Here is an 18,766-nt window from a genome sequence, read left to right on the forward strand (position 1 = left end):
ATTATCTCCGGGTCTTACCGTCAGAAGTGGCTAATGCCTGATACATTTCCGGGCGGCGATCGCGGAACAAACCCCATGATGCGCGTTGGGCGGCGATTTCCTGCAAATCAAATTCATGCACTAAAACCGCTTCATCCGTTTTGTTGGCTTGAGCCAGCAGAGCGCCAGTTTGGTCAGCAATAAATGATGAGCCGTAGAAGGTCATCTCCAAGCCGTCGATGAATTTACTTTTCTCAGTACCGATACGGTTAGAGGCAATCACTGGCACCAGATTTGCTGCGGCATGGCCCTGCTGGACACGGGTCCAGTGCGGCTGGCTGTCGATGTCAGGGAAAGCAGGTTCTGAACCAATGGCCGTTGGGTAGAAAATGACTTCAGCCCCAAGGAGTGCCAGACTGCGGGCCGTTTCCGGGAACCACTGATCCCAACAAATACCGACACCAACCTTAGCGTAGCGAGTCTGCCAGACTTTAAAGCCAGTATCGCCGGGGATAAAGAACTGTTTTTCTTGATAAGCCGGGCCATTAGGAATGTGCGTTTTACGGTAGACATCCATAACGGTGCCATCGGCATCAATCATCACCAGCGAGTTATAATAAGCATTGTTGGCTTTCTCAAAGAAACTCAATGGCAACACGACTTCCAGCTCTGCCGCTAGCTTGGAAAAGTGTTGAATCAACGGGCTATTGTCCAGCTCTTGGGCCAGAGCATAGTGTTCTGGGCTTTGATCAATACAGAAATAAGGTGCGGCAAACAGCTCCTGAATCAGGATTATCTGTGCGCCTTTGGCGTGTGCCTGGCGTACCAGCTTTTCGGCATTTTCGATGTTCTTAGGCAGGTCCCAAGAACAGGCCATTTGAGTCGCAGCAACAGTTACTTTTGTCATGAGAAAACCTCAATAAATGTAAAAAACACCCGCGAGGGGTGTGCAATATTTTAAGCCGCTGATTGGCGCATACCTAAATAATTTAGCGGCGCGGGTAGGCGGTGAGCAACCCGCGCGTTAAGCAAGAAAGGTATAAAGGTAGTATACAATTCCACGGGCTTGGGTGCCATGCTATGCAGGAGGGGCCGGGTCAGACCATAAAAATGGAAAGTGGAAAACAGTGGGTGATAAAGTCACGGGAATTCACTCAGCCAGCCTGTTCATCAAACCAACTTTCCAGAATGATGACTGCTGAAGCCGCGTCAACACTGCCCTTGTCCAGCGCACGATAGCCCCCACTGTCAAACAAATTAGCGCGAGCCTCAACGGTACTGAGGCGTTCATCTTGTAAGGCTATCTGTACACCAACACGCCCATGCAGGCGGTTGGCAAACCGGCGCGCCCGGGCTGTCAGTGGCTGTTCGGTGCCATCCATATTCAGCGGCAACCCGACAACCACTAAGTCTGGTTGCCACTCTTTCAGCAGTTTTTCAACTTTTTGCCAGTCTGGTGTGCCGTCCTGCGCTTTAAATGAGGTCAGCGCTCTGGCGGTGCCAGTAACTTCCTGCCCGATAGCCACACCGATACTCTTAGTCCCAAAATCAAAGGCGATAATCGTGCGATTAGCCATTAAGCGTGCCCTGCTTGCGGAGCAATATTAAAGATATTAATGCCCAACTTATTTGCCGCCGCTTGCCAGCGTTCAGAGATGGGGGTGTGAAATAGAATGTCAGTATCTGCTTCAATGGTCAGCCAAGCATTATCCAGCAATTCCTGTTCTAATTGCCCCTGCTGCCAGCCCGCATAACCCAGTGCGACCAGCAGATTTTTAGGTTGCTCCGATGTGCCTAACGTCTCCAATACGTCTTTGGAGGTGGTTATCATGGTCTCTGCTGAAATCGGGATGCTGGAACCAAAACCTTCCCGCGGCGAATGCAGGATAAACCCACGATCTTCTGCCAGTGGGCCACCCGACAATACCGGCTTATCCAATCGGATTGCCGGATCACGTGGTGATGGGGTGATTTTCAGTTTTTTCAGCACCGTCTCTACGGTGAACTGCTCCAGGGGTTTGTTAATCACCAGACCCATTGCACCCTCTTCGTTATGCTCGCAGATATAGATTACCGAGCGCATAAATTGAGGATCCTGCAATGAAGGCATAGCGATAAGAAAGTGATGCTGTAAATTCATTATGTTATATAGGGGATTCGCTGAGTTAAGGGGTGAACTGATGTCAGTATGCGGATAAATGCCGGTAAAGTCACGGGGGCAGCGCTCAGAAAAACGCCACCCCCGCATTTGTTGTTAATGATTTAGCTTGTTTTCATTAGAAGCTATAGCTGATGCCAACATTCGCTGTCACCGGAGAAGAGATATTCTTACCCTTGGCAAATTTCACTTCAGAAGTCAGCGAAACATTTTTGGTTAACTGAGCATTCATCCCCAGACCAACATTCCCACGAGTACCGGATAAATCATTGCTGAACTGCTCGTTGTTAATCATCATCTTGTTGCCTTTAGCAAACTCCTGATCTACCGACAACATGGCATAGGGCTTGATAGTCGCGCCATTTTTCAATTTGATCTGATAACCAGTGTTCACGCCAACGGTGCCAATAACCGACTGGTTACTTTTGCTTTGGGCTTGCATACCATTAGATAACTTATAGTTATCGTTAAATCCATTGAAGCCGCTGATGCCGACATAAGGCGTGACAGATAGCGCACCCCGCTGAATATTCTTACCCGCTTTTACGGCCAGACCAAGGCCTGCAAATTTTGATGTCCCTTTTGCTGCCTCCGCTCCGCGCATGGCGATATTGACATCCTGACTGAACTGGTTAGTTTTCAACACGCCATTAACGAAGTAACCCGTATGATGTTGATATAGTGCATAAGCACCTAGCGCGTAACTATCCACTTTGCCACTGCTTTGATAATCCGTTTTAACTGATGAATGACTGTGACTGGCAAAGCCACCGAATGTGAAACTGCCATTATCCATCTCTGCGGTTTTATCTGCCCCCAATGTCAGACCATTTAAGGTTTGATCGAAGTTGGTCGCAGTGCCATTAACCTTGAAATTGTTGTTCAAGTAAGTCAGCCAGACACCATCATCATGCGAAAAAGTAGCCAGTCGGTCTAAGCGGTTATTGACTGAGCTCAGTTCGGCATTAAAAATCACCGGGCTGGTATTTGCCACTGCCAGGATACCCGCGGTACTGGCGGTCAGTTTGCTGGTATTAGCGACTAACTTGAAGGTGCCATTGCCAGCATCAACCAGGTCATATTGATAGTTCCCCTGACTGATCGTGCTGTTTAGCTTAAAGTGGGCGCTGCTGCCGCTACCGACTTGGACGACATTCAAGTTAGTTGGCGTGGTACCACTGTCCTTCACTTCAATATCAAAGCTACCGTCAGCTTTGCCAATGACCTGAATCGGTGCACCGGTGGCATTGCTCAAGGTGTTCAGTTTAAAAGTACCTTTACCACTCAATGTCCCCATTTGCAGTTGGGTATTATTGGTTACTTGAGTTAAGTCCACGACACCGCCATCCAGTACCACAGACTTAAAGCGATGTTGTGTGCCCTGTGGTGCGGCAAGGGTACGGACAGCACTGCGTTTAGTGCGCAGGCCACGAGCTTCTTCCGGCTCGCTCGCCAAGAAATTCATCTGCCCCGCTAAGTATAAATCCGTTTTTGCTGTATTAGCGCGGGCAAATATATCGATAATGCTGTCTTTATCCGCATTCAGTGCACCAGATACTGTGGCAGTATTGCTGATATTTATCGTGGAACTATGAAGTACAGCCCCGTTTAAAGCACCTTGCGCGGTAATGGTACTGCGAGTTGCGTTAAGGCCATTAACTTGAGCGCCTTCCTGCAAGTCGAAGTTACCGCCGCTCATGGTTAAGGTATTTATGATACCGCCATTAGCAGCCGTGACATTACCGGCACTGACCATATTGCTGGCTGTCCCGCCATTAACCACTACTGCCTCGCCACCTTTGGCGATATTGGCACTAACGGAAAGGGCATCAGTGCCGTTGACGATAAGTACACCGCCCGCAACGATATTTGTCCCGGTGTCAGTGCCGGCTTCGTTGTACAACATGCCCGATACCTGAGTGTTACTCATGTTAGCGTCTTTACTGTTCAGCATCGCCATGGCACGGAGGTTAATCGCCATGTCTTTGGTCTGAGCTTGGTCAGTGATCAGCACCTCTGGATTCAGAGTGTATGGATCGACGGTGTGATCACCATGATAAAGGGTGGCTTCATTACCATTAATCACGGCATTTTTAGAGAGGGCGGTACCGGTCAGAATATACTTGCCGTCAGCCATGACAACAGTACCGATATCCGTGCCCGAGTCATTGGTTAGGGTACCATTTTCAACGACAGTATTTTCCGCCAGAGAATCAGTTTCCAGAACTACTTTGCCGTCGTCAGTGATAATACTGCCTTTGGCTACACCACCGGCGAGCACCTTTTGAATGCCACCGTTAATTTTGGCATCCAGCGTGCTGGCATCTTTACTAACGGTAATATATGTGCCTGCTTTCGCGGTTAAGTTACTTTTGTTAACTTTAGTAACAATGATTGTCATTTTCTCTTTGTTAGCTTGTTGTTGGGCTTCATTTGCTTGTTTTTCTGTCTCTATTTTTAATTCATTCTTAATTTGTTGTTGCTTCTCAGCCTCTTCTTTTTCAGCTGTAGCTTTAGCTTCTTGGGTTTCAGCTAACTCTTTCTTTTCTTTTAACTCTTTAACTTCATTTTCTATTTTTTTGATGAAGTCATTAGTATTGTTCAGACTGCTTTCTGCACTTTTAATGTCCTGCTTCGCCTCATTGATCAATATTTCTGCGTCAGCAGCTTTATTTTGCTCGATCGCTATATTCCCACTCATATTTTTTATCATTTCATTGGATAAGTTAATTAACTCATTTGTCTGATCAATCTCTTTTAAAACATCTTTTAATTCTTGCTCACCAATGTTTATGAAACCAGGGGGAGTCTTGGACTCTTCATTTTCTTTTTTTAATTTAGCCGCTTTTTCTTCTAATGTTTTAAGCTCACTATTTGCTGAGGCTAGGGCTTGCTGCTGTTTTTCTACAATATTCTTTAGAATAGTAAGTCGTTGTTCTGCAAAATTTTTTTCTTTAGTTTTTTCTTCGAGTTTTTTTTGTGCGTTAGCATTATTTTCTTTAATTTTTTCAGCTATATGTAATGTTTCTTGTCTTTCCTTTTCAGCTTGGCGTTTTTTAGCCACTATTAGGCTTTTTTCTATCTGAGCTTGTTGCGCTATTTTCGCTTTATCTGCGGCATGCTTGGCCGCTAGATCAGCATCTTGTTGTGCTTGTTTTGCTAACTGTGCTTTGTCTTCCGCTAATTTTTCAAGCAATGTTTTAGTTTCGGTTATTGTCGCTGTCTCTTTCTTTGTATCAATAACTAAAGTACTCGAGCTGGAGGTAGCATTACCAGATACTAACGCAGAGACAATAAGTGATAATGGCAATACACGTGTACGTAATACAATTTGCTTTTTCATGGTTTCGTTTAATCCTGATTTAAATATATCAAATAGAATAGAGAGGATTGCTTAACAATCGATGCGGCAAAGATATAGATGAAAAATAATCCAATCAACACGTTACTTTCGTGCTACAAGATCTGTTTTTTGTATTTAATATTTTTTTAATATTTTTTTCAGGATTAATTCTAGATTATAGCATCATGGTTATTAGTTTTCATGTTGATTAAGATGTTGATTTTGTTGGTTTATTTTAATGGCTTGCAGGTGGTTACTATATCAGAGGGGAAAAGTGTTCTTTCATTTAAGTTTTGTGTCTATATGGGATTAAAAGAACATTAAAATTGAGTTTTAAAATAAACTTAATGAAGTGTTATTGTTGGTTTGGACATTACTCTAAGTAAACCGAGAATATTTCCTAGAAAATAATCATGATGAATTAGTCTTTTTATTTATTAAGAATTACAATGAGAGTATTAGTAGACTATTTTTCTTAATTAAATATAGAATATTTCCTAGAAAGAAATTTTAGCTCTGTGTTTATATTTAGATGCTTGTGATGCTGCAAATTACAGAGGGAGAGGGAAGTACCCGAATCACTTACCGGAGTAAGCTCATCGGGATTGACTGCAACTTTAATTTTTTTGGGGAGGCGAATTACGCTTTTTTATCCGCTAAACGAACTTCAATCGCATCCATCAGCATACCTGTGATAGAAACGTCCGGGAAGGCAGCTTCAATTTCGCGAATGCATGTTGGGCTGGTGACGTTAATTTCAGTCAAACGATCACCGATGATATCCAAACCGACAAAAACTAAGCCCTTCTGCTTTAGAACGGGGGCCACGGCACGAGCAATTTTCCAATCGCTTTCGCTCAGTGGACGAGCTTCACCACGACCACCAGCGGCCAGATTACCCCGGGTTTCACCTTGAGCTGGGATACGTGCCAAGCAATATGGGACTGGCTCGCCGTCAACCACTAACACACGCTTGTCGCCTTCTTTAATAGCAGGCAGGAAGTTTTGCGCCATACAGAAGCGGCTACCCAGTTCAGTCAGAGTTTCAATAATGACGGATAGGTTTGGATCATCTTGTTTCACGCGGAATATAGATGTACCGCCCATACCATCCAGAGGTTTAAGGATGATATCGCCGTGTTCCTGATGGAATTTGCGGATATGGTCTTTACTGCGGCTAACCAATGTATCTGGGGTCAGTTCTGGGAACCATGCAGTAAACAGTTTCTCATTACAGTCGCGCAGGCTCTGTGGCTTATTTACCACCAATGTACCTTTATCTTCTGCGCGCTCCAGAATATAGGTGGCGTAGATGAATTCAGTATCAAATGGAGGGTCTTTACGCATCAAAATGACATCAAGTTCATGCAGTGGCAGGTCTTGTTCTGTGCCAAAGCTGAACCAACTTTCTTTGTCTTGCTTCACACTCAGCAGGCGGGTTCGGGCGCGACCATCGCCACCACGCAGATAAAGGTCACCCATCTCCATGTAATGCAGTTCCCAACCACGCTTTTGTGCTTCTAATAACATGGCGAAGCTGGAGTCTTTCTTAATATTAATGGACGAGATTGGGTCCATTACGATGCCGAGCTTGATCATTCTTCTCTCCTAATGGGAACAAAATTTATCCCAGATCGCCAAACCGCACCTGCAAAGCAGTGATGGCGGTAAGGGCGGTAGTTTCGGTACGCAGGACGCGTGGTCCTAGCAGGATATCAGTAAATCCAAGGCGCGAGGTCATAGCAATTTCATCACCAGAGAGACCGCCTTCCGGGCCTATCAATAGACGTACTTTGTTAAGTGACGAGGGGAGGGTATTGATGCTGTTGCTGGCGCGTGGGTGCAGGTTAAGTTTCAGACTGTCATCTTGCTCTGCACACCAGTCAGATAGCTGCATGGCTTCGCGAATTTTCGGGACAGTATTGCGCCCGCATTGTTCGCAGGCGGCGATAGCAATTTTCTGCCACTGCTGAATTTTCTTCGCCAAGCGTTCGCCATCAAGTTTTACGCCGCAGCGCTCAGAGAACAGTGGTGTGATGACATTGACACCCAGTTCAATAGATTTTTGAACCGTAAACTCCATTTTCTCCCCACGGGAGATAACCTGGCCTAAATGCAGATTTAAAGGGGATTCACGATCTTCTACCTGCCCCTCTGCCAGCCGGACAATCAGGTTTTTTTTATCAACCCGGATAATTTCAGCCGCAAAAACCTGATTACTGCCATCAAATAATTGCAGACTTTGCCCTTCGCCCATTCGCAGAACGCGGCCGACATGATTCGCCGCCTCATCGCTGAGTGCCAGTTCAGTATTGGCCTGCAAAGGCTGCGGATGATAGATGCGGGGTATTCGCATGAGTGACGTCCTGAAACGAAAATATTGACCAGTATACTAGATTAGCCTTTTTGCTGCTGGCAAGCCTGTTGTACATAAGGGTTATGATTCCCTTGCGCTTTTGCTACTCGTTCATCGCGTTGGCATTCCCAACGAGTGACTGGGTACTGGCGATCCCAGATTTCAAATAGCTTGCTTTGCTGCTTGGACAGACGCAATTGATATTGATCGCGCATATAAAAATAAGTCCGTGCTATAGCCCCACGCGCACGTGCTGGAGGTTCTGCCTGCTTATTTTTGAAATCGACTTTCATATCACATTGGCCATATTGACCATTGCCACCATTCCATTGGGAATACATGAAGTTATTGCGATCACCATTTACTTCACCAATAGCGGGTTGCAGATTATGCAAGTCAGTCTCTATCTGGCGATAGACGGGATCTTTAGCGCAATTCTTGCGCCCGCCTTGTTGCCAGCATTGACGCTGGTGGCCAAATTGCCAAGCCGGAACCACATGTTCCCATTCAATCCGTGCCGCACGTTGGGCATTTTTTCTCGGTTGATAGCCGCAACTCTTTAGATCGGGTATGCCTTTTTTACCTTGCCAGTTAATCTTGCATCCACAATAAAAGCTACCGGGTGCATCGCGATTAATTTTTGCGGCGACGGCCTTGGCTTGGGAAAAGTTATTGATGCTCTGGCTGTAGCTTGTGGGGGCAAATAGTGGGGAGGATAAAACCAGCAGGAATAGAAGTTTGCGTAACATGTCTCAAAACAGCCCGATAATGAAAAGCAGGCAGGTTATAGACAATGGCAATAAATGGCAAGTTAACATGCTGTTTTATAACAAATAACATTAATATCTAACAGCTTTTCACGACCACGAACTGTAGTTTTTCACCACAATGACGGCAACGGTATTCACTCTCACCGCGTTGCACTTTATTGTGGCGACGAATAGTCAGAGCGTGTTGCTGACACTTGCATTGATAATTAAAGGTTTTGCTACGCACAGAGGCGACTTCAAACTGATGGGTACGGCTAGCCGGGACTTGCAGTACTTGTTCCATCATCCAACGCCACTCTTTACCGTGGGGAGCCACGCGACCAAACTGACGATAAACCAGCAAGTGCGCCAGCTCATGGGGTACAACTTCATCAATAAAAGACTGTTGATTTTCCAGCAGTAAAACCGGATTGAGGCGAATTTCAAAGGATTGCAGATAGGCGCTACCCGCGCTGGTGCCACGTTGATGATAGTTGATTTTTGGCTCAGGGTAGTCGGTGCCAAGATGCTGGTTTGCCAGCTGTAATTTATGGCGCAGACAGCGCATAACTGCTTGCTGTAACGCGATGGGGATTCTTCGTGAACTCATATTGCGGAAGAATAAAACGGCAGATATCCAGATGCAAGCCAGCAGAGAGAACTATTTTTAGTTGATCATTATATTAAAATATATAATATAAATATATATATTGAATATAAATGTCAGGGATACTTATGGATGGCGATAAAGAAATCAGTGTAGACCTGATGCGGCAAGCGGCCGGGCAAGCTTGTGATGTGCTACGCATATTGGCAAATGAGGATCGGTTGCTATTGCTATGCCAACTGAGCCAGGGAGAAAAAGCGGTGGGTGAATTGGAAGCGGCATTAGGTATTCACCAGCCAACACTGTCACAGCAGCTTGGTGTACTACGCAGTGATGGGCTGGTAAACACTCGCCGCGAGGGAAAACGAATTTTTTATTCAATAGCTGATAATAACATTCTGGCTCTGCTTGAAGTGCTTTATCGGCTTTACTGCCCGCAAGAGAAGGAGGGCGTATGACTATCGATTGGGCTAACTTTACCCCTTATAGTGCACTGGCAGGTGGGGCAATATTGGGGATCGCAGTGACCCTCTTATTACTCTGGAATGGCAGAATTGCCGGTATTAGTGGCATTTTAGGCGGCTTGTTACCACCAAAATCCGGGGATATCTCTTGGCGCGTCACTTTCATCATCGGCCTGATTATTTCTCCTTTTATCTATTCACTTTTCACCGTGCTACCCGCAATCCAGATTGAGGCTGATTTCCCTACTTTGATAGTGGCAGGATTATTGGTGGGGATCGGAACCCGCTATGGCGCAGGCTGCACCAGCGGACATGGCGTTTGTGGCTTGGCGCGTTTTTCATTGCGTTCACTGGTAGCAACACTCAGTTTTATGTTTACCGGCTTTCTCACTGTATGGCTTGTTCGCCATTTATTCGCTTAGTCGATAGGCTAACGTAGGAAGGGAATATGAATTTACTTTTCTCATTGGTCTCTGGGCTGATTTTTGGGCTAGGCTTGATTATTGCGGGTATGGCAAATCCGGCGAAAGTGCTCGGTTTTCTGGATATTGGAGGTCTGTGGGATCCTTCGCTGGCATTGGTGATGGCTGCTGCGGTCGGGGTGGCAACCATAGGTTTTACTTGGGCCAAAAAGCGTCAAACCAGTTTGCTGGGGCAGCCTCTCCAGTTACCCACTGCGACTCATATTGATAGGCGGTTAATCTCGGGGAGTTTACTGTTCGGTATCGGTTGGGGACTGGCGGGGATATGCCCAGGGCCGGCCTTGGTGTTAGTGGGGGCAGGGATGTTCAAAGGCATTATCTTTGTCGCAGCAATGCTGGCAGGGATGGGAATATTCAGTGCGATTGAGCGCTATCGTCGATATCGCTAACGTAACTCATCAACTATGTGAGTGATAAAAAAACCCCGCAGAGCGGGGTTTTTGCACGTTTAATGGTGGTGCGAAAACTTATTTCAGGCCAGCAGCATCACGCAACAGTGCGGCTTTGTCGGTTTTTTCCCAAGGGAAGTTTTCACGACCAAAGTGACCATAGGCTGCGGTTTCGCGATAGATCGGGTGCAGCAGATCCAGCATTTCAATTAAACCATATGGACGCAGATCGAAGAATTCACGTACCAGCGCAGTGAGTTGATCCGCTGGGATCTTCTCAGTACCAAATGCTTCCACCATGATGGAGGTTGGCTCTGCCACGCCGATGGCGTAAGACACTTGAATCTCACAACGATCCGCCAGCCCTGCCGCGACAATATTCTTGGCAACATAACGAGCAGCATAGGCGGCTGAACGGTCAACTTTGGATGGATCTTTACCAGAGAATGCACCGCCACCATGACGAGCCATACCGCCGTATGTATCAACGATAATTTTACGGCCTGTCAGACCACAGTCACCCATTGGGCCGCCGATAACAAAACGACCAGTTGGGTTAATAAAGTATTTGGTCGATGCAGTAATCCACTCAGCAGGCAGAACCGGCTTGATGATTTCTTCCATTACCGCTTCATGTAAATCTTTCTGATTGATATCTTCTGAGTGCTGAGTTGACAGCACTACCGCGTCGATACCAACAATTTTTCCGTCGTCATACTGGAAAGTCACCTGACTTTTGGCATCCGGGCGCAACCATGGCAATGTCCCGTTTTTACGCACTTTAGCCTGACGTTCAACCAAACGGTGAGCATAAGTAATAGGCGCAGGCATTAACACGCTGGTTTCGTTGGTGGCGTAACCGAACATCAAACCTTGGTCACCCGCACCTTGTTCCCGTGGGTCTGCACGGTCAACACCTTGGTTGATGTCAGGAGACTGCTTACCAATTGCGCTCAACACAGCACAAGAGTTCGCATCAAAACCCATCTCAGAATTTACATAACCGATTTCGCGCACGGTACGACGGGTGATCTCTTCGATATCAACCCATGCGTTAGTGGTGACTTCGCCACCAACCAATACCATACCCGTTTTGACATAGGTCTCGCAGGCAACACGTGCTTTTGGGTCTTGTTCAAGAATTGCGTCAAGTACCGCATCTGAAATTTGGTCCGCGATTTTATCAGGATGCCCTTCAGAAACGGATTCTGACGTAAATAGGTGTTTAGCCATTATTTTCTTTACCTTGAATACAAGTGAAAAGTCACTGCATAGCATTGAAGCCAGGCAACAGAAACCCAAATCTTAACAGGTTATTGCTGCATTCCGCTTTACAATACCCTTAGGCAAAGCCTTTAGCAGTCTATCTATATTAAGAAACCTGATGTGTTTATGGCACAAGAGGCATTCTAGCAATTAAAATGTATGGATGTATTAACATCTGGACGTCTATTTTAGGTCAGCTTTCCCCATTAATGCCAGCCCTTTTTGCATCAAGATATTTCTCACTTTGGTTGTCGCTTGATTTATTTACCGCTTGATACAGTTACGGGTCATTTTCATTTTGCATTTTGCCCGCGTTATAGGTATAAACTGCGCGCGCAGCTTATTTGATATGCAATGATGAAGATGGCAGAAGATGACATTCGTTCATTGTGAGGTTTTCGGTGTTTTGCGCTGAGTGATGGGGCCATCAACAATGGGCCAGGATCGCAGGTAAACACTGATACGGCAGCGTCATCGAACTGTTACCTAAATTGTCTATTTTATTAAGTCTTGTCCGTTCATCATGAGCGGCTTGCGTGGAGGTGGTTGGATTAATGATCCGTTGTCTACTGGTTGCTGCACATCAACAGCTACGTCGTTCTGACGTTCAATCTCCCCTTGCAACCTTCCTTTCTTGTACGCCATCAACCCGATGTTATACCCACATGGGTGCAACTCAGGATTCGCGGGCGGGTTAATTACTGCCTGAAGCACTGAATCTGGCTGGCCTGGCGACTTTGCGGCTAATCTGATTCACAAAATCTCAATACGTATTTACAGTCCAACGTATTCTTCATTTAAACGTGTTTTACCCTGTTTGGGTAATGAATAGCTGAGTGATAACTGCTTGTGGAGTGCGCTTTTCAGCGCAATATCCTGCCATTTTGGCATTCACGCGGGTTGTCCTTGCTGGTTGTAGCTGCGATAGTAGCTGACTTTATCGTCAGTATCGCAATAGAGGCGAATTATGTCTGATGATAACTTGATTGACCGTCCGTCAGCTGCGGGCGCACATATTTCTTTACGCTCCATGCAGGAGGTTGCCATGAATGATCGTAATGCCAGCAAGATGCTGAGCACGTATAACGTCGCCTACTGGGGTGGCAACTATTATGACGTCAATGAACTGGGTCATATCAGTGTCTGCCCTGATCCGGATGTCCGTGAGGCACGTGTCGATCTGGCGCAACTGGTCAAAGATATGCAGAAGGATCGCGGGCAGCGCTTGCCAGCGTTATTCTGTTTCCCGCAAATTTTGCAACACCGTCTGCGCTCAATTAATGGTGCGTTTAAACGTGCGCGTGAGTCGTTTGGTTATGAAGGCGATTACTTTTTAGTTTATCCCATTAAAGTTAACCAACATCGGCGGGTTATTGAGTCATTAGTTAATTCTGGTGAGCCGTTAGGGTTGGAAGCGGGCTCTAAAGCGGAAATGATGGCCGTTCTAGCGCATGCCGGTATGACTCGCTCAGTTATCGTTTGTAATGGTTATAAAGACCGTGAATATATCCGTCTGGCGTTGATCGGCGAAAAACTGGGCCACAAGGTTTATCTGGTCATCGAAAAGATGTCAGAAATCAAAATGGTACTGGAAGAGGCCGAGCGTTTGAATGTTGTACCACGCTTGGGGGTTCGCGCACGTCTGGCGTCACAAGGTTCTGGTAAATGGCAGGCCAGTGGCGGCGAAAAATCCAAATTTGGTTTATCAGCCACTCAAGTATTGCAGCTAGTTGATATGCTGCGTGAAGCTAACAGCCTCGAAAGTCTGCAATTATTGCATTTCCATTTGGGTTCACAGCTCTCGAACATTCGTGATATTTCCACCGGTGTGCGTGAATCTGCCCGTTTCTATGTGGAACTGCATAAACTGGGTGTCAATATTCAGTGTTTCGATGTGGGCGGTGGTTTAGGTGTGGATTACGAAGGGACACGCTCACAATCCGATTGCTCAGTTAACTATGGCTTGAATGAATATGCCAACAACGTTATCTGGGGGATTGGTGATGCTTGTAATGAGCACGGTTTACCGCATCCAACCGTCATTACGGAATCGGGCCGCGCAGTCACCGCGCACCATACGGTGCTGGTTTCCAACGTGATTGGGGTGGAACGTAACGAATTCACTGAACCTCAACCACCCGCTACTGATGCGCCACGTGCGCTGGAAAGCCTGTGGGATACTTGGCTGGAAATGCAAGAGCCAGAAAATCGTCGCTCGCTACGCGAATGGCTGCATGATAGCCAGATGGATTTGCACGATGTTCATACTCAATATGCTCATGGCATGTTGGAACTGACCCAACGCGCTTGGGCTGAAGAACTGTATTTGAGCATTTGTAATGAGATTCAAAAACAACTGGATCCAAGCAATCGTGCACACCGGCCAATCATTGATGAGCTGCAAGAACGTATGGCCGATAAGCTGTATGTCAATTTCTCGCTGTTCCAGTCAATGCCGGATGCATGGGGTATCGACCAACTCTTCCCGGTCTTGCCACTGGAAGGGTTAGATAAGCCACCAGAGCGTCGCGCCGTCTTGCTGGATATCACTTGTGATTCCGATGGCACCATTGACCATTATATTGATGGTGATGGGGTGGCAACCACTATGCCAATGCCGCCGTACGATGCAGAAAATCCGCCACTTTTGGGCTTCTTTATGGTTGGGGCTTATCAGGAAATCTTAGGCAACATGCACAACTTATTCGGTGATACCGCCGCAGTAGATGTGTATGTCTTCCCTGATGGCACTGTTGAGTTTGAACAGACAGACGAAGGCGATACCGTCGCGGATATGCTGGAATATGTTCAACTGAACCCAGAGAAACTGCTGAAACAGTTCCATGATCAAGTGAAAGAAACGGATCTGGATACTGAGTTGCAAGCCCAGTTTATGGAAGAGTTCGAATCTGGCTTGTACGGTTACACTTATCTTGAAGATGAGTAACCCTTAGCGTCTGACTCAATATCAATAAAAGGGCAAACTTCGGTTTGCCCTTTTTGTTTATGCCACCGCTGGCGATTAGCTGAATTTGGCACACACTCATAGTAGTGAGTTCAATTTTGGCATGCTGCATGTGGGGAGTGTTTCTATGGGGTGGGTCAACGTATGCAAAGCATCGTATGTTAAACCGGATTCGCCTTTTTCAGCGAGTGTCGGCGATAAACGTATTGGAATTTATATTATTGATGGTGAATATTTTGCGATGGATGATGTTTGTCCTCATGCTAATGCGTTACTCAGCCCCGGTTTTTTTGATGAGGGCACTATTGAATGCTTATTGCATGGTGCGGTGTTTGATGTGCGAACAGGCAAGTGTTTGCGAGAGCCAGGTGATCGCGATTTGCAAACCTACCCAGTACGCGTAGACACCGGACAGATTCAGGTTGATGTCGCTGAAAGTGAGTGAAGCAGGGAAATGAAAATGCCTGCACTGAGCAGGCACAGTGAATCAATACTAATGAAGTTTACTGGCCACTGGCAATGCGCTGACGGATATGGTCGGCCCGAGCTTGTGAGGATGGATGATCATCGAACATGCTACTGGAGCGTCCTGCTTCCATAGTCGCCAGTTTTTCGAAGCTGGTGACCAAGCCGTTTGGATCAATGCCCTGTTTTTTCAGTAAATCGAATGAGTAGTCATCCGCTTCGCTCTCTTGCTTCTGGGAGAATTGAGCATTTACCAATTTCTCACCAATATCAGCCAACTGAGATTGCGAAAGTTGGCCTGCAACGCCACCTGCGGATGCCGCGGCAGTGCGTAGGGCGGTAGTCCCATAGGCTACTTGCATCGCTTTACGGGTGTGACCTAATGCCACATGGCCCATTTCATGGCCGAGCACCCCTTCCACTTCATTATCTGTCATCATATCCATTAGGCCGCTATAGACACGGATGCAGCCATTGGCCATTGCCCACGCATTGACATCTTTTGTGACGTAAACTTTATAGTTGGCTGGCGTACCATTGATATTGTCACCTAAGGCCGCTGAGATTTTTGCCAAACGTTTACCGTAGGCACTATCTGCGGAGGCTATTTGAGCTTTTTGATCCATTTCCGCGCAAGATTTCTCACTGAGGTTTTTTACATCAGCATCACTCAGTGTTGCCGCCTGAAATGCTTGCGCACCAGACTGCATCAAGCCATCAGTATTCATGTTTTGGCAGCCACTCAGTAAGGCTGTGAGGCTCAGTGCAATCATGGAAGTACGAATTTTCATAACACTTTCATCCTGTGGTTATGCGATTTTTATCATGGGATAGGGTCGTTCGACCTGTGACGACAACGTATTAATTGCTGTTATCTATTCATGGCTAGGGCTTAAAACCACTATTACATTCTCCTCAACTATTGCATTAATAGCTGTTGAAACGCCTGCGGTTGTTCTACTCTGTCGGCAATAGGTCTTGCCCGAAATCGTTGTTGCAACGTAGGATTTATACTGGTTTGTTTGCAAAAACGAGCACTTGTGGCCCAGCGTGAGTTTAACTCGCTCATCTGCGGCTAAAAACGCAGCGAGGTTAACGCGCCTTGGGCGTTACAGCTATAGCTTTTGTCTGAAAATCAGCAGATTCCATTAGCCATTAATATGGAAGTTATAGCTCATTTGGTTTTAGTGATTGCCGTTTCAATGCTGAGTCTGAGAAAATGGTAAACTTGAACGCTTTTTTTAATCCGACCTGGAGTAAAACATGTCCTCTCGTAAAGAGCTTGCCAACGCGATCCGCGCACTAAGCATGGACGCCGTGCAAAAAGCGAATTCCGGCCACCCCGGCGCCCCTATGGGCATGGCAGATATTGCCGAAGTTCTGTGGCGTGATTACCTGAACCATAATCCGACCAATCCACACTGGGCAGATCGCGACCGTTTCGTCTTGTCGAATGGTCACGGCTCCATGTTGATCTATAGCTTGCTGCACCTCACTGGTTATGATCTGCCAATGGAAGAACTGAAAAACTTCCGCCAGTTGCACTCTAAAACGCCAGGTCACCCTGAATATGGTTATACCGCAGGCGTAGAAACAACCACTGGCCCATTGGGTCAGGGCATTGCTAACGCAGTAGGTTTTGCCATTGCAGAACGTACTTTGGGCGCGCAGTTTAACCGTCCAGGTTTTGATATTGTCAATCACCACACCTATGCCTTTATGGGTGACGGCTGCATGATGGAAGGTATCTCCCACGAGGTGTGCTCTCTGGCGGGTACTATGAAGCTGGGTAAACTGACTGCTTTCTATGATGACAATGGTATCTCCATCGACGGTCACGTTGAGGGGTGGTTTACTGATGATACCGCTGCTCGTTTCGAAGCATACGGTTGGCATGTTGTTCGTGGTGTTGATGGACATAACGCTGATGCTATCAAAGCCGCTATCGAAGAAGCCCGCAGAGTTACAGACAAACCATCATTGCTGATGTGCAAAACCATTATTGGTTTTGGTTCGCCGAAAAAAGCCGGTACTCATGACTCTCATGGCGCACCATTAGGTGCTGATGAAGTTGCAGCAACTCGTGAAGCATTAGGCTGGAAATACCCAGCGTTTGAAATTCCACAAGATATTTATGCTGCGTGGGATGCCAAAGAAGCAGGCAAGGCTAAAGAAGCCGCTTGGAACGAAAAGTTCGCCGCTTATGCTAAAGCACATCCAGAACTGGCTGCTGAATTCAAACGCCGCGTGAGTGGTGAGCTGCCAGCTAACTGGGCAGCAGAATCCAAGAAATTCATCGAAGAGTTACAAGCCAACCCAGCCAAGATTGCTAGCCGTAAAGCATCACAAAATGCGCTGGAGGCTTTCGGTAAAGTCTTGCCAGAATTCTTGGGTGGCTCTGCTGACTTGGCACCCAGTAACTTGACTATCTGGTCTGGCTCTAAATCACTGAGCGATGATCTGGCAGGTAACTACATTCACTACGGTGTCCGTGAATTTGGTATGTCTGCCATCATGAACGGTATCGCATTACACGGTGGTTTTATTCCTTACGGTGCAACCTTCCTGATGTTTGTGGAATATGCCCGTAACGCAGTACGCATGGCTGCACTGATGAAAATCCGCAGCATCTTTGTTTACACTCATGACTCAATCGGTCTGGGCGAAGACGGCCCAACCCATCAGCCAGTTGAGCAGATGGCGAGCCTGCGCGTCACACCAAATATGAGCACTTGGCGTCCATGTGACCAAGTTGAGTCTGCGGTAGCGTGGCAGTACGCGTTGGAACGTAAAGACGGCCCAAGTGCCCTGATCTTCTCCCGTCAGAATCTGGCACAACAGCCACGTACTGCTGAACAGTTAGCCAACATTTCTAAAGGCGCTTACGTGCTGAAAGATTGTGCAGGCCAGCCAGAATTGATCTTTATTGCGACCGGTTCTGAAGTAGAACTGGCGGTTGCAGCTGCAGACCAACTGACTGCCGCAGGTCGTAAAGTTCGTGTTGTCTCTATGCCATCAACTGATGCATTCGACAAGCAAGACGCGGCTTACCGTGAATCTGTATTGCCATCTGCAGTGAGCGCTCGCGTTGCGGTAGAAGCGGGTATTGCTGATTATTGGTACAAATATGTTGGCCTGAATGGCGCGGTTGTGGGCATGACCACCTTCGGTGAATCTGCTCCTGCGGAATTGCTGTTCAAAGAGTTTGGGTTCACCGTAGAAAATGTGGTGGCAAAAGCTCAAGCGTTGTTGAAATAAGCCACAACGTGACCAACACATGCTGTAGCTTTACGTAAGAAGCTATAGTCGGGTGTAAATGGTGATGATAATCCCGGTAATACACCTGTTAAAAGACTGCTTCGGCAGTCTTTTTTTTCGCCAATTGATGGATGAATTGTGCCCTTTATCAGGGATATATTCCTTTTATGATTAGTTTGGTTTATTCTGGCTGAAGCGTTTCAGTCATAATTCAATTTCTATTTCAGCACATTTCGCTGAGGAAAAAGCCGGATGTATTCTGGCTGAATTGTGATAAGACGATTA

16 protein-coding genes are annotated in these 18,766 nt (G+C 46.7%); 6 read left to right on the forward strand and 10 right to left on the reverse strand.

The window, feature by feature from the left end; all coding sequences use genetic code 11:
• Position 1 precedes the first annotated feature (1 nt).
• The 8 genes from aguB to ACIOG0_RS03835 form a co-directional block, all read right to left on the reverse strand.
• A complete protein-coding gene (gene aguB, locus ACIOG0_RS03800; RefSeq protein WP_050097967.1) occupies positions 2–886 on the reverse strand; it encodes an N-carbamoylputrescine amidase in 885 nt (294 codons plus the stop codon).
• A gap of 247 nt (positions 887–1,133) precedes the next feature.
• A complete protein-coding gene (gene ruvX / locus ACIOG0_RS03805) occupies positions 1,134–1,556 on the reverse strand; it encodes a Holliday junction resolvase RuvX (protein WP_404704930.1) in 423 nt (140 codons plus the stop codon).
• On the reverse strand, positions 1,556–2,119 hold the full coding sequence (locus tag ACIOG0_RS03810) for a YqgE/AlgH family protein (RefSeq protein WP_050098164.1): 564 nt from the start codon (positions 2,117–2,119) through the stop codon (positions 1,556–1,558). Before ACIOG0_RS03810 ends, ruvX begins: the two co-directional genes overlap by 1 nt.
• Positions 2,120–2,255: 136 nt before the next feature.
• Positions 2,256–5,480 (reverse strand): autotransporter outer membrane beta-barrel domain-containing protein, encoded by a 3,225-nt coding sequence (locus ACIOG0_RS03815; RefSeq protein ID WP_404704931.1) that lies wholly within the window; start codon positions 5,478–5,480, stop codon positions 2,256–2,258.
• 639 nt (positions 5,481–6,119) lie between these two features.
• On the reverse strand, positions 6,120–7,079 hold the full coding sequence (gene gshB / locus ACIOG0_RS03820; RefSeq protein WP_050097969.1) for a glutathione synthase: 960 nt from the start codon (positions 7,077–7,079) through the stop codon (positions 6,120–6,122).
• 25 nt (positions 7,080–7,104) lie between these two features.
• Positions 7,105–7,836 carry a 16S rRNA (uracil(1498)-N(3))-methyltransferase gene (gene rsmE, locus ACIOG0_RS03825; protein ID WP_128451592.1) on the reverse strand — a complete coding sequence of 244 codons (732 nt, stop codon included), beginning with the start codon at positions 7,834–7,836 and terminating at the stop codon, positions 7,105–7,107.
• A gap of 41 nt (positions 7,837–7,877) precedes the next feature.
• Complete coding sequence (gene endA, locus ACIOG0_RS03830) at positions 7,878–8,585, reverse strand: deoxyribonuclease I (protein WP_050097971.1); 708 nt, start codon at positions 8,583–8,585, stop codon at positions 7,878–7,880.
• Positions 8,586–8,682: 97 nt separating this feature from the next.
• Positions 8,683–9,195 (reverse strand): SprT family zinc-dependent metalloprotease, encoded by a 513-nt coding sequence (locus ACIOG0_RS03835; RefSeq protein WP_050097972.1) that lies wholly within the window; start codon positions 9,193–9,195, stop codon positions 8,683–8,685.
• Positions 9,196–9,320: 125 nt separating this feature from the next.
• Between ACIOG0_RS03835 and ACIOG0_RS03840 the strand changes: the two genes are divergently transcribed.
• Genes ACIOG0_RS03840 through ACIOG0_RS03850 form a run of 3 tightly spaced genes read left to right on the forward strand, consistent with a single transcriptional unit; the run spans position 9,321 to position 10,527 of the window.
• A complete protein-coding gene (locus ACIOG0_RS03840; protein WP_050097973.1) occupies positions 9,321–9,650 on the forward strand; it encodes a metalloregulator ArsR/SmtB family transcription factor in 330 nt (109 codons plus the stop codon).
• The gene (locus ACIOG0_RS03845; RefSeq protein ID WP_050097974.1) at positions 9,647–10,078 is read left to right on the forward strand and encodes a YeeE/YedE family protein; all 432 of its coding nucleotides are present in this window, start codon (positions 9,647–9,649) and stop codon (positions 10,076–10,078) included. Before ACIOG0_RS03840 ends, ACIOG0_RS03845 begins: the two co-directional genes overlap by 4 nt.
• Positions 10,079–10,104: 26 nt before the next feature.
• Positions 10,105–10,527: a YeeE/YedE family protein gene (locus tag ACIOG0_RS03850; protein WP_050296070.1), complete on the forward strand. Its 423-nt coding sequence runs from the start codon at positions 10,105–10,107 to the stop codon at positions 10,525–10,527.
• Positions 10,528–10,605: 78 nt separating this feature from the next.
• Here ACIOG0_RS03850 and metK read toward each other — a convergent pair whose 3' ends face one another.
• On the reverse strand, positions 10,606–11,760 hold the full coding sequence (gene metK, locus ACIOG0_RS03855) for a methionine adenosyltransferase (protein WP_050097976.1): 1,155 nt from the start codon (positions 11,758–11,760) through the stop codon (positions 10,606–10,608).
• A gap of 1,000 nt (positions 11,761–12,760) precedes the next feature.
• Here metK and speA point away from each other — a divergent pair.
• Both speA and ACIOG0_RS03865 read left to right on the forward strand, forming a co-directional pair.
• A complete protein-coding gene (speA, locus tag ACIOG0_RS03860; RefSeq protein WP_050140241.1) occupies positions 12,761–14,740 on the forward strand; it encodes a biosynthetic arginine decarboxylase in 1,980 nt (659 codons plus the stop codon).
• Between the two features lie 145 nt (positions 14,741–14,885).
• Entirely contained in the window at positions 14,886–15,203 is a 318-nt protein-coding gene (locus tag ACIOG0_RS03865; protein ID WP_050097979.1) for a non-heme iron oxygenase ferredoxin subunit, read from the forward strand.
• Between the two features lie 58 nt (positions 15,204–15,261).
• On the opposite strand, the gene ACIOG0_RS03870 is transcribed toward ACIOG0_RS03865, so the two are convergent.
• Entirely contained in the window at positions 15,262–16,014 is a 753-nt protein-coding gene (locus ACIOG0_RS03870) for a M48 family metallopeptidase (protein ID WP_128451589.1), read from the reverse strand.
• 472 nt (positions 16,015–16,486) lie between these two features.
• Here ACIOG0_RS03870 and tkt point away from each other — a divergent pair, with 472 nt between their 5' ends.
• Positions 16,487–18,481, forward strand: coding sequence for a transketolase (gene tkt, locus ACIOG0_RS03875; RefSeq protein WP_050097981.1), 1,995 nt, complete (start codon positions 16,487–16,489; stop codon positions 18,479–18,481).
• The last annotated feature ends 285 nt before the right edge of the window (positions 18,482–18,766 follow it).

The sequence above is a fragment of the Yersinia vastinensis genome (assembly GCF_044905075.1).
Taxonomy (GTDB): Bacteria; Pseudomonadota; Gammaproteobacteria; order Enterobacterales; family Enterobacteriaceae; genus Yersinia; species Yersinia vastinensis.